The sequence below is a fragment of the Actinomyces denticolens genome, from assembly GCF_002072185.1.
Classification (GTDB): Bacteria; Actinomycetota; Actinomycetes; order Actinomycetales; family Actinomycetaceae; genus Actinomyces; species Actinomyces denticolens.
This window is the reverse complement of record NZ_MVIW01000029.1, coordinates 24,851-35,860: the sequence shown is the minus strand read 5'-3', so window position 1 is coordinate 35,860 and position 11,010 is coordinate 24,851. Positions and strand designations below refer to the sequence as shown.

9 protein-coding genes are annotated in these 11,010 nt (G+C 72.2%); 3 read left to right on the top strand and 6 right to left on the bottom strand.

Annotation, left to right across the window (positions count from 1 at the left end; translation table 11 throughout):
- The first annotated feature begins 361 nt into the window (after positions 1-361).
- Entirely contained in the window at positions 362-2,725 is a 2,364-nt protein-coding gene (locus B1H55_RS09075; protein WP_073451288.1) for a glycogen/starch/alpha-glucan phosphorylase, read from the top strand.
- Between the two features lie 104 nt (positions 2,726-2,829).
- On the opposite strand, the gene B1H55_RS09070 is transcribed toward B1H55_RS09075, so the two are convergent.
- The 3 genes from B1H55_RS09070 to B1H55_RS09060 all read right to left on the bottom strand — a co-directional run bounded on the left by B1H55_RS09070 (position 2,830) and on the right by B1H55_RS09060 (position 6,521).
- Positions 2,830-3,765: a tetratricopeptide repeat protein gene (locus B1H55_RS09070; RefSeq protein ID WP_073451289.1), complete on the bottom strand. Its 936-nt coding sequence runs from the start codon at positions 3,763-3,765 to the stop codon at positions 2,830-2,832.
- A gap of 102 nt (positions 3,766-3,867) precedes the next feature.
- On the bottom strand, positions 3,868-4,890 hold the full coding sequence (locus B1H55_RS09065) for a DUF8094 domain-containing protein (RefSeq protein ID WP_077240404.1): 1,023 nt from the start codon (positions 4,888-4,890) through the stop codon (positions 3,868-3,870).
- Entirely contained in the window at positions 4,890-6,521 is a 1,632-nt protein-coding gene (locus B1H55_RS09060) for a hypothetical protein (protein ID WP_143163810.1), read from the bottom strand. Before B1H55_RS09060 ends, B1H55_RS09065 begins: the two co-directional genes overlap by 1 nt.
- A 299-nt stretch (positions 6,522-6,820) precedes the next feature.
- Here B1H55_RS09060 and B1H55_RS09055 point away from each other — a divergent pair, with 299 nt between their 5' ends.
- Positions 6,821-8,263 carry a hypothetical protein gene (locus B1H55_RS09055; RefSeq protein WP_172575550.1) on the top strand — a complete coding sequence of 481 codons (1,443 nt, stop codon included), beginning with the start codon at positions 6,821-6,823 and terminating at the stop codon, positions 8,261-8,263.
- 103 nt (positions 8,264-8,366) lie between these two features.
- On the opposite strand, the gene B1H55_RS09050 is transcribed toward B1H55_RS09055, so the two are convergent.
- Positions 8,367-8,732, bottom strand: a complete 366-nt coding sequence (locus tag B1H55_RS09050; RefSeq protein WP_073451293.1) for a GntR family transcriptional regulator — start codon at positions 8,730-8,732, stop codon at positions 8,367-8,369.
- Between the two features lie 66 nt (positions 8,733-8,798).
- Between B1H55_RS09050 and B1H55_RS09045 the strand changes: the two genes are divergently transcribed.
- On the top strand, positions 8,799-9,308 hold the full coding sequence (locus tag B1H55_RS09045; RefSeq protein ID WP_073451294.1) for a hypothetical protein: 510 nt from the start codon (positions 8,799-8,801) through the stop codon (positions 9,306-9,308).
- Between the two features lie 80 nt (positions 9,309-9,388).
- Here the strand turns inward: B1H55_RS09045 and B1H55_RS09040 are convergent, their stop codons facing one another.
- Both B1H55_RS09040 and B1H55_RS09035 read right to left on the bottom strand, forming a co-directional pair.
- Positions 9,389-9,679 carry a hypothetical protein gene (locus tag B1H55_RS09040; protein WP_073451295.1) on the bottom strand — a complete coding sequence of 97 codons (291 nt, stop codon included), beginning with the start codon at positions 9,677-9,679 and terminating at the stop codon, positions 9,389-9,391.
- 158 nt (positions 9,680-9,837) lie between these two features.
- Entirely contained in the window at positions 9,838-10,827 is a 990-nt protein-coding gene (locus B1H55_RS09035; protein ID WP_073451296.1) for a malate dehydrogenase, read from the bottom strand.
- Positions 10,828-11,010 lie beyond the last annotated feature (183 nt).

Here is an 11,010-nt window from a genome sequence, read left to right as displayed (position 1 = left end):
GTGAGCAACCTCGGCCACGTCGAGGCCGAGGAACTGCCCTGGAACGGCCGCCCCGCCTCGGTTCGCCTCCGGGTCCCCCCGATGGGCGCCATCTTCCTGCGGCCGTCGCGGGACTGAGCGGGTCGCGCCCGGACCCCATCGTTGTCGCGGGGCCCGGGGCGATCACGCACCGCCGCGTGAGGGACGGGCCCGGTACGGTCCGCCCCTCACGCGCGACTGCGGCGATCCGACGACCCGCGCCCAGCTCCGGGTGGCCGAAATCATCCCGCCCATGGCATGGGGCGTGGTGGCGTGTACGATCTGAACGAGTCCTGCAAGTTGCTTGCAGCCATCCCAACCCATGTCCGACAAGGGAAGAACTATGACGAAGAACCTGATGGCGACGGTTCCCTCTCAAATCCGCGCCGTCTCCGGTCACCCCGCCGACGCCTCCACTCCGATGGAGGTCTGGCAGGGTCTGTCCTCCGCCGTCGTCGACGCCATCGCGGACGACTGGTACGCCACCACCCGCGCCTACCAGGCGGGCCGCATGGAGCACTACTTCTCCGCCGAGTTCCTCATGGGGCGGGCGCTGCTCAACAACCTGACCAATCTCGGGCTGGTCGAGGAGGCCCGCGAGGCGGTCGGAGCCTTCGGCCAGGACCTGTCCGAGATCCTCGAGCAGGAGCCCGACGCCGCGCTGGGCAACGGGGGCCTGGGCCGCCTGGCCGCCTGCTTCCTCGACTCCTGCGCCACCCTCGACCTCCCCGTGGCCGGCTACGGCATCCTCTACCGCTACGGCCTGTTCAAGCAGCTCTTCTCCGACGGCTTCCAGACCGAGCACCCCGACCCGTGGATGGAGGAGGGCTACCCCTTCGTCATCCGCCGTGAGGAGTGCGCCCGCATCGTGCGCTACAACGACCTCACCGTGCGCGCGGTCCCCTACGACATGCCGATCACCGGCTACGGCACGAAGAACGTGGGGACCCTGCGCCTGTGGAGGGCCGAGTCGATCGAGGAGTTCGACTACGACGCCTTCAACTCCCAGCGCTTCACCGACGCGATCGTCGAGCGCGAGCGCACCGCGGACATCTCCCGCGTCCTCTACCCCAATGACACCACCTACGAGGGCAAGGTCCTGCGGGTGCGCCAGCAGTACTTCTTCTGCTCGGCCTCCCTGCAGGAGATCGTCGACAACTACGTCGCCCACCACGGCGCGGACCTGACCGGCTTCGCCGAGTTCAACTCCATCCAGCTCAACGACACCCACCCGGTGCTCGCCATCCCCGAGCTCATGCGCATCCTGCTCGACGAGCACGGCCTCGGCTGGGAGCAGGCCTGGGAGGTCGTCGCGAGGACCTTCGCCTACACCAACCACACGGTGCTCGCCGAGGCCCTGGAGACCTGGGAGATCTCGATCTTCGAGAAGCTCTTCCCGCGCATCATGGAGATCGTGCGCGAGATCGACCGCCGCTTCCGCGACGACCTCGCCGCCCGCGGCATCGACCAGACGACCATCGACTACATCGCGCCGATCTCCGGCGGCCGCGTCCACATGGCCTGGATCGCCTGCTACGCCTCCTACTCCATCAACGGCGTCGCCGCGCTGCACACCGAGATCCTCAAGCGCGACACCCTCAAGGAGTGGCACGCGATCTGGCCCGAGCGCTTCAACAATAAGACCAACGGCGTCACCCCGCGCCGCTGGCTGCGCCAGTGCAACCCGCGCCTGTCCGCCCTCCTGGACGAGGTCACCGGCTCGGATGCCTGGGTCCGCGACCTGTCCGCCCTGCAGGACTTCGACGGCGCCGCCACCGATGCCGTCCTCGACCGCCTGGCCGAGGTCAAGCGCGCCAACAAGGCCGACTTCGCCGACTGGATCAAGGCGCGCGAGGGCATCGAGATCGACCCCGACGCGATCTTCGACGTCCAGATCAAGCGCCTGCACGAGTACAAGCGCCAGCTGCTCAACGCCTTCTACATCCTCGACCTGTACTTCCGGATGAAGGACGACCCCTCGCTCGTGGTCCCGCCGCGCGTCTTCATCTTCGGCGCGAAGGCCGCCCCCGGCTACATCCGGGCCAAGGGCATCATCAAGCTCATCAACACCATCGGCGAGCTCATCAACTCCGACCCGGTGGTCTCCAAGACCCTCAAGGTCGTCTTCGTCCACAACTACAACGTCTCCCCCGCCGAGCACATCATCCCGGCCGCCGACGTCTCCGAGCAGATCTCGATGGCCGGCAAGGAGGCCTCGGGCACGTCCAACATGAAGTTCATGATGAACGGCGCCCTCACCCTGGGCACGCTCGACGGCGCGAACGTGGAGATCCTCGAGGCCGTCGGCCCTCAGAACGCCTACATCTTCGGGGCCACCGAGGACGAGCTGCCCGCGCTGCGCGAGAACTACGACCCCGCCTGGCACTACGAGAATGTCCCCGGCCTCAAGCGGGTCCTGGACGCGCTCATCGACGGCACCCTGGATGACAACGGCTCCGGATGGTTCGCGGACCTGCGCCGCTCGATCTTCGAGGCCACCTACGAGCCGGCCGACGTCTACTACGTCCTGGGCGACTTCGCCGCCTACCGCGAGGCCAAGGACCGCATGGCCGCCGACTACGCCGACCAGCGCGCCTGGCAGCGCCGCGCCTGGATCAACATCACGCGCTCGGGCCGCTTCTCCTCCGACCGCACCATCAGCGACTACGCGAAGGTCTGGGGCATCAGCCCCACGCCCATCGCCTGAGGCCGAGCACCTGGAGGCCCGCCGCCCCTCACCGGGGCGGCGGGCCTCCAGCCACCTATCGACCGGGTTCGACCGGGCCCCGCCGCGCCATCGGCACCGGCGGCTCAGTACAGGATCGTCGCGAGGCGGCGGCGGGCGGCCTGGACCTCAGGGGCGCTGGCGCCGATGATCTCGAAGAGCTCCAGGAGTCGCAGGCGGGCGGCCTCCCGCTCATCACCGCTGTGGCGGGCGACGGCGTCGAGCGCCCGGGCGAGGCAGCCCTCGGCATCCCCCAGTGCGAGAGCGGCGTCCGCCCCCGCCAGGGCGGCGTCGAGGTCCGCGGGGGACGCGTCGGCGGCGACGAGCAGCGCGGCGGGATCCTGGCCGTCCATGCGGGCGAGCATCCGCACCTGGGCGCGGGCGGCCTTGAGGTCGGCGTCGGCGGGGCTGTTGGCGATGGCGTGGTCGTAGACGGCCTCGGCCCCGGCCCAGTCCCCCTTCTCGATGGCCTCGCGCGCGGCGCGCTCGACCTCGGTCTCCGCCGGCTCCTCGGGCTCGTCGGCGGCGGGGGCGTCCGGCGCGAGGCGGCCCGTCACGCCGTTCGCGGCGGCGACCTGGAGGAGCTGGTCGAGCAGGGCGCGCATCTGCTCCTCGCCGGCGGCGCCCTGCGCCAGGGGCACCGGCTGGCCGGCGAGCAGGGCGACGCAGGCGGGGATCGCCTGCACCCCGACGGCCTGGGCGACCTCCGGGGCGGCGTCGACGTCGAGGCGGGCGAGCTCGAAGCGGCCCGCGTACTCCTCGGCAAGGCGGCCCAGCATCGTCACGACCTGGGCGGAGGCCTCGCTGCGCGGGCTGTGGCAGATGATGACGACGGGGACCTGCGAGGAGATCTCCGCGATGTCGCGCAGACTCCGAGCGTCGATGTCGACGATCAGGGGAGCGGGGATCCCCTCGGCCCGGCCGGCGGGCGGGGCCTGCGGCGCGGCGGGGGCGCCCGGTGCGGGGCCCGTACTGGGGCGAGGGGCGAGTGAGGACAGATCAACGGCGCCGAACATGCTCATGGGCGGCCTTCCTGGATCGGGCCCGCTGCTCGCGGGCGGTACTGGTCGATGCGCGGTGCCCGGGGCCGCGCCATGCGCGCGCCCCGGGCACCGGGATGGCGATCAGGCGGGCGACTTCGAGTCGTCCCTGGTCGCGGAGGCGAGAACCACTGATCCGCCCAGGGCGACGGGGGCCTGCGCACTATCCTCGGCGGGGATCGAGAAGGCGACCATCGCGTCATAGGTGGCGGTGACCGTGCCGCGGACCGCGTCATCTCCGCCCAGCATCTTGCCGAGAGTGGGGCCGGCCTGGAAGCCGGCGTCCTTGACGGTGCGCTTGAACTCCGTGGTGTAGGTGAGGGTGGTCATGACGATGGCCCCGCCGTCGGCGGTCCGCAGGCCGCGGAAGCCGTCGGTACCGGCGGCGACCGTGACGGTGACCGTGCCCGCAGTGGAGACCTGGTCGTTGATGGCGCGGTCGGTGGCCACCTGCGCGCGGATGCGGTCCTGGTCGTTGGCGAAGGTGGCCCCATTGGCGCCCGAGGGGTCGTTGAGGGCGTCGACGTAGGCGGCCAGGACTTCGGCGGGGGTGGAGACGAGTCCGGTGGAGTCGGCGGTGATGGCCTCGGTCCCGGCCGCCGCGGTCGGCGTCTCGGGCACGCGCGTGCCGGGGAAGAGCTGGCCCCAGCCCCACAGCTTGAAGTTGTCCCGGGCCTCATCCTGGGACAGCACCAGGATCCAGGGCGCCTTGGAGGCCTCGGGCTGCTGGGAGACCACGACGGCGGTGCGCGGGAACCCCTCGGCCAGTCCGGCGGCGCCCGCCGCGGAATCGAAGACGATCTGGCTGATGCGCGTGTCGTCGCCCAGGGCGGAGGCCAGGGCGTACTGCTCCGCGCGGTTGCGGGCCGCGGGCCCCACGAGGTAGTCGCTGAGGGACTCGGCGGTGCGGGCGGTGTCGGCCTCGGCCAGGCCCGCCTTGAGTCGCTCCAGGATGGAGGTCAGGCGCTCGGAGTCGAGGGCCGAGTAGGGCTCGGGCGTGCCCGTGGCGGGCGCGGGCGTGGTGGCGACCTCCTGGCCGCAGGCGGCGAGCGTCGCGGCGACGGCCGAGGCGGCCATGCCCCCGAGGAAGAAACGGCGCGTGGTCATCAGATGGTCTCCTTGTCATCCCGGGCGCCCTCGGCCCCCTGGCCGTCCGCGCCCCTGCCGAGCCCGAGCTCGCCCAGGTCCTCGGTGGACGGACCGGAGGAGCCGGTCCTGCGGGCAGGCGGATCGGCGGCCGAGGGGGAGGACGATGGCCTCGCCCCCAGTGATCCCCATGATCCCCTCTGCTCCGAGGCGCTCGGCACCCGAGGGTCCTCCACCTGGAAGTAGGGGGTGGAGCCCGGCATCATCGAGGGCGCCGGGCGCAGCGGCTGGGCCCCGTCGCCCTCGTGGGAGGCGGTGCCGAAGTAGTCGGCAGTCTGGGCGGGGTAGCCCATCCCCTGGGAGCCCTCGTGCGCCTCCTCGTAGGAGCGCAGGACGGGGGCGTGGTCGTCGGTCAGCGCGGAGGCGGCGTCGAGCGGCGGCAGGGAGGTCGTGGAGCTGTCCCAGGGACGATCGGCGGCGCTGTGCCAGGAGTCGTCGGCCCCTGCCCCCCAGGGGCGGTCGTACGCCGTCGTCCCGTGGCTCCGGGCCGGGTCCTGGTAGCCCGCGCCCGCCTCATCGAGGGCGCCGAGGGCGTGAGCGCCCGCCGCCCCCCGAGGGGCGGAGCCCGCGGACGGGGAGCCTCCCGGCGCGCCCGCGCCGCCGCTGCTGGGGGGCGTCGAGGCGGACATGCCGGCGTAGGGGTCGTAGGGCGGGGCGCCGAGGCCCTGATCGGCGCCCACCGTCCCGGTCATGTCGATCCCGGCGCCCTGGTCGGCGGTGAGGGCCTCCGGGGAGGAGGGGATGGAGGGCACCTCGACGCCGCCGACGTAGACGCGACCAGTGCGCGGATCCACCCATTCCTCACCCTGGCGCTCGGCGCGCTCCTTGTCCCTCTTCTCCCGGCGGGTCAGCGGGCGGTCCGGGTCCTCGATGCTGGGCACCGCGGCGGTCGAGACGCCGTCGGCGGTATCGAGACGGGCCTGGCGCTCGGCCGCGCGGTTGCGGCGCTCGGCCTCCGCGCGGCGGTTCTGGAGGTCGAGGAGGAGGCCGAAGACGCCGACGAGGATGAACAGGCCGCCCAGGATGAGGCTGGGCTTGAACCACCAGGTCGACACCGACCGCTCCCACGACAGGGAAACGGCGGGCGCGGGGCCCGAGCCGTCCGTGGCGACGAGCGCGACCATGTCCGCGGCGGTGATGTTGACCGTGGCCGACACCGAACCCGTGCCGTCGGCCGTGTTGCTCCACAGGTCCGAGGAGGTGGGGTCCGCGTTGGAGGGCGTCGCCGCCGAGCATGCCCCGGAGGAGTCGCAGGCCTCCGTCACGGGAGAGGCCTGGAGGGTCGTCTCGTCGGTCAGGCCGGTCACCGACAGGTACGGGTCCTGTGCGAGCCAGGCCCTGGCGTCCGCCTCATGGCCGACGGCGATCACGACGGGCGAGGAGCCGTCGGCGGCGGTGGCCCTGATCGTCACGGACGAGTCGACCAGGTTGAGGACGCCTGGGGCGGTGACGACGTAGTTCTGCTCGGGCGACGTGGGAAGGGTGGCTTCGATGGTCGAACTGGGACGCCACACTGTGGCGAAGCAGACGGCCAGAGCGATGACGATCAGGCCGGCAGCGGCGACGATCGCGCTCAAGAGTCGTCGATTCACGACGCTGAACTCCTCGGACTCGGCGTTTGGTCCCCCGCGCCCCGGACGCGACGCCGGGGGGAACGGGGCATTGATGCCCAGAATCCCATGCCGACGCACCGGAATCCCACCATCCCGGGAAACATCACATAACACTGCGCCCTCAGCGGACGGCCGTCAGGCAGCCTGGGAGTGACCTGAGAGCCCTCGCAGAGTAGTCTGGGAGCCCGAAAGGATTCCGAGGTCGCGGCCGAGCCGCCCGGAGTCCTACCCTTGTCCCTGAGCCGGGGCGCCGCCCCACATATTAGGATGGAGACACCGTGTCCGACGAGACCCATGACTTCGCCGTGACGATGCGCGGCTACGACCGCGCGCAGGTCGAGCAGCGCATCGAGTCCCTGGTGCGGCAGCTGGCCGACGCGCGCCGCGAGGTCGCCAATCTCGACCAGCGAGCGATGACGCTCAGCGGCGAGCTGGCCGACGCGCGCCGTCGTCTGCGCGAGGCCGACAAGCCGACTTACGCCGGCCTCGGATCCCGCATCGAGCAACTGCTGCGCAGCGCCGAGGAGCAGTCCGCCACCGTTCTGGCCAAGGCCAATGCCGAGGCCGAGGCGCTGCTGTCACGCACCCGTACCAATGCCAAGCGCCTGCAGGAGCGCAGCTCCTCCGAGGCCGCCACGCTCGTCGCGGACGCCCGCCGCGAGGCCGGCGAGCTCACCAGCCGCTCCCAGGCAGAGGCCGCAACGACGCTCGCCAATGCCCAGGCTCGCGCTGACGAGATGGTGGCCGCCGCTGAGCGCACAGCCGCCAAGGCGACCACGGACGCCCAGACCGCCGCCACCGAGGCCCGCAGCTCGGCCGAGCGCGAGGCCTCCCTCGTGATCGCCCAGGCGAACAAGCAGGCCACGGAGACCACCGTCGCCGCCGATCAGAAGGCCGCCGCCACTCGCGATGAGGCCGAGGCCGCCGCCGAGGAGCTGCGCCGGACCTCCACCGAGGAATCCGAGTCGCTGCTGGCCTCCTCGCGCGAGGAGGCGCGCCTGACCGTGGAGAAGGCCCGCACGGAGGCGGAGTCCCTCGTGCGCAACGCCAAGTCCGAGGCCGACTCCCTCGTGCGCAACGCCAAGTCCGAGGCCGAGGCCGCCCGCTCCGAGGTCGCCGAGCTTCGCCAGCAGGCCGCCCTGGAGATCGCCGGCCAGCACGAGGCCGCCGCGACCGAGGACTCCAAGGCCCATCAGGAGACCCAGGAGTCGATCCGCCAGATGGTCGAGGAGGCCCAGGCCCAGACCGCTCAGGCGGAGGCCAGCCTCCAGGAGGCCCTCGACCGCGCGGAGAAGGTGCGCGCCCGCACCGATGCCGAGGCCCGCACCCGCTATGAGGAGGCCACGAACAAGGCCGACGAGATCGTGCGCGAGGCGCGCGAGCAGGCCGAGCAGCTCCTCGAGGACGCCCGCGCCGATGCCGAGGGCCAGACCTCGGCCGTGCGGCGCCAGATCGAGGAGCTGGAGCGCCAGCGCGACTCCATCGCCACCTACCTGGAGGACATGCGAGGCATCCTCGGCGACTCCGCGCTCCCCCACGCCCCCGCCCCGGTGATCATCAGCAGCGCTGACACCGCCCAGGAGGCGCAGCCCGCCGACGGCGAGCAGACCGATGAGGCCGACGGCGAGCCCGAGGCCGACAAGGCCGCCAAGCAGCCCTCCGGGGCGGCCGGCTCCAAGAAGGCCGCCGCGGCGAAGCAAGGGGCGAAGAAGAAGTCCTGATCCGACTCGTGGTGCCCTCCCTGAGCGGGCACCACGGCGTCTCACCGCCGCGTCGCCATCGTCGCCGTCACCGTCCACTCACCGCCGTGGGGCTCCTGAGCCGTCAGGAGCCCCACGCGCGTGCGAGGAGGTCGAGCGCCCGCTCACGGCTCACCCCGAGGTCGCGCAGTGCCTGGGCGCAGCGCAGGGCCTCGCGCTCGGCGGCGGTCCCGGAGGGGTCGATGACGAAGGTGCCCTGCCGGCCCCTGCCCTCGATGACCCCCTCGAGCTCCAACTCGCGGTAGGCCTTGGCCACGGTGTTGACGGCGACGTCGATCTCGGCGGCCAGGGCCCGCGTCGTTGGGAGCCTGGTTCCGGCGGGGAGACGGCCGAAGGCGATGTCGCGGCGCACAGCATCGCAGATCTGCTCGAAGACGGGGGCCGCTGATCCCGAATCGAGGCGGATGCGCAGTCGGGCTGGTTCGGACATGCTTCCAGTGTGCGCTATCCGACACTCTCCGGTGGCCTCATTGACGACTCGCTTTAGGCTTGGGTTATGCCCGGCATCCAGCCCTCCCCCGACCACGACCTCCCGCATGCGCAGTCCCCGGCGGCCGCGCCGGGGACTCCCGAGGAGGCCGACTGGGCCTCCCGGCGCCGTGAGGCCGCCGCCCAGCGGGCCCGGATGCTCCAGGCCTCCCGATCGGCCGAGAGCGCCCGGGCGGAGCGGATCGTGCGGGCCTTCCTCGCCGTCGCCTCCGCCGAGGGGCTGGAGCCGGTGGCGCTGCGGGCCAGGGGCTATGGCGGCGGCAGCGCGCGCACCCCGCTCAGGGGCTGGTACCTGCGCGCCGATAGGACGGTGGCGATCGACGTCGAGGGACGCTTCTACGTCCTCACCCGCCGGCTGGGGGCGAGGGACAGGCTGCTCGGCGTGTCCCCGAGCCCGGATCCGGTGCCCCTGACGATCGGGGAGGGCGGTCGCGACGGCGACATCGTCCCGCTGCGCTTCGCCCTGGACCGGCTGCTGCCCGGATGGGAGGAGCGCTCGGGCGCGCCCCTGATCTGAGCCGGGCCCGCTCCCCTCCCCGGCCACCACCCGGGCCGGGGCGTCGGCGGCCGCGCCGTCGGGGGCCGGGCAGGGCTCGCCTACCAGAGGCGGCGCTCCCAGCAGGAGGTGTGCCAGTGGCGGCGCTCCTCCAGTCCGCGATCCGCCCCGAAGAGCGACTCATTCGACCAGGCCACCACATGCGCGGTGCCGGGCACGATGCGCCGGTGGCAGCCGGGGCAGGTGTAGTCCTTGGCGCCGCCGCGCACGTGGCGGACGGTGAACTCGGCCCCGCCGGGACCGATCTGACTGCGCGGCACCGAGGCGAGGCGCCCCATGTCGAGGGGGACGTGCCCGGCCCCGTAGGGCCGCTTGGAGCTGCGGCGTGCCATGGCCCGATTCCAGCACAGCGCCGCGCCGCGCTCCAAGGCGGCGGGGCCTCGCCCCCGGGGCCGGAGGGCCGACGACGGCGCGACCGGCCCCCTCGCCCGGTCGGGGCCGGGACGAGAGGGCCGGTCGGGGTGCCGTCAGGGTCATGACGGCAGGTGCCTCAGATGAGGTTCATCGAGGCGACGGTCTCCTTCTCGGAGACGAGCTCGGCGGCGGAGGCGTCGATCCTGGCGCGCGAGAACTCGTCGATCTCGAGGCCCTGAACGATCTTCCACTCGCCGTTCTCCGCGGTGCAGGGGAAGGAGGAGATGATGCCCTCGGGCACGCCGTAGGAGCCGTCGGACATGATCGAGGAGGAGGTCCAGGAGTAGCCCTTGACGCCCAGGCACCAGTCGCGGACGTGGTCGATCGCGGCCGAGGCGGCCGAGGCGGCCGAGGAGGCGCCGCGCGCGTCGATGATGGCGGCGCCGCGCTTGGCGACGGTGGGAATGAAGTCCTCCTCCACCCAGGCGCGGTCGGCGAGCAGGTCCGTGACGGGCCGGCCCTTGACGGTGGCCTGCGTGAGGTCGGGGTACTGGGTGGTGGAGTGGTTGCCCCAGACGGTGACCCTGTCGATGTCGGTGACGTGGCAGCCGGCCTTCATGGCGAGCTGGGCCAGGGCGCGGTTGTGGTCCAGGCGGGTCATCGCGGTGAAGCGGGAGGCCGGGACGTCCGGGGCGTGGGAGGCGGCGATGAGGGCGTTGGTGTTGGCCGGGTTGCCCACGACGAGGACCTTGATGTCGTCCGCGGCGCCGGCGTTGATGGCCTCTCCCTGGGGGCCGAAGATGCCGCCGTTGGCGCTGAGCAGGTCGGCGCGCTCCATTCCGGCCTTGCGGGGCATGGAGCCGACGAGGAAGGCGATGTTGGCGCCCTCGAAGGCGGCCTTGGCGTCGTCGAAGATATCGATGGAGCCCAGCGTCGGGAAGGCGGAGTCGAAGAGCTCCATGGCGGTGCCCTCGGCGGCCTTGATCGCCGGGGGGATCTCGAGCAGGCGCAGGTTGACCCGCTGGTCCGGGCCGAGGAGGGCGCCGGAGGCGATGCGGAAGAGAAGGGCGTAGCCGATGTTGCCGGCGGCGCCGGTGATCGTGATGTTCACGGGGGCGTTGGCCATGGGGTCTCCTTTGATCGGATGTGATCGGGGCAGTGCTGTAACGGTGCTGTAACGGTGCTGTAACGGTACTGTGACGGTGCTGGACGGGGTCATCGCAGTGCGATCACCGTTGTATTGCGGAGTGCCGGCCGCGATGGGCCGAGCGTATGGGAGGAGCCTACGAGCCCGGGCCCCCGCGATGAC

What these genes read in the sequence shown, in the direction of transcription:
- B1H55_RS09075 (WP_073451288.1), top strand. Translation starts at nt 362, where the DNA reads ATGACGAAGAACCTGATGGCGACGGTTCCCTCTCAAATCCGCGCCGTC.
- B1H55_RS09070 (WP_073451289.1), bottom strand. Translation starts at nt 3,765, where the DNA reads ATGAGCATGTTCGGCGCCGTTGATCTGTCCTCACTCGCCCCTCGCCCC.
- B1H55_RS09065 (WP_077240404.1), bottom strand. Translation starts at nt 4,890, where the DNA reads ATGACCACGCGCCGTTTCTTCCTCGGGGGCATGGCCGCCTCGGCCGTC.
- B1H55_RS09050 (WP_073451293.1), bottom strand. Translation starts at nt 8,732, where the DNA reads ATGTCCGAACCAGCCCGACTGCGCATCCGCCTCGATTCGGGATCAGCG.
- B1H55_RS09045 (WP_073451294.1), top strand. Translation starts at nt 8,799, where the DNA reads ATGCCCGGCATCCAGCCCTCCCCCGACCACGACCTCCCGCATGCGCAG.
- B1H55_RS09040 (WP_073451295.1), bottom strand. Translation starts at nt 9,679, where the DNA reads ATGGCACGCCGCAGCTCCAAGCGGCCCTACGGGGCCGGGCACGTCCCC.
- B1H55_RS09035 (WP_073451296.1), bottom strand. Translation starts at nt 10,827, where the DNA reads ATGGCCAACGCCCCCGTGAACATCACGATCACCGGCGCCGCCGGCAAC.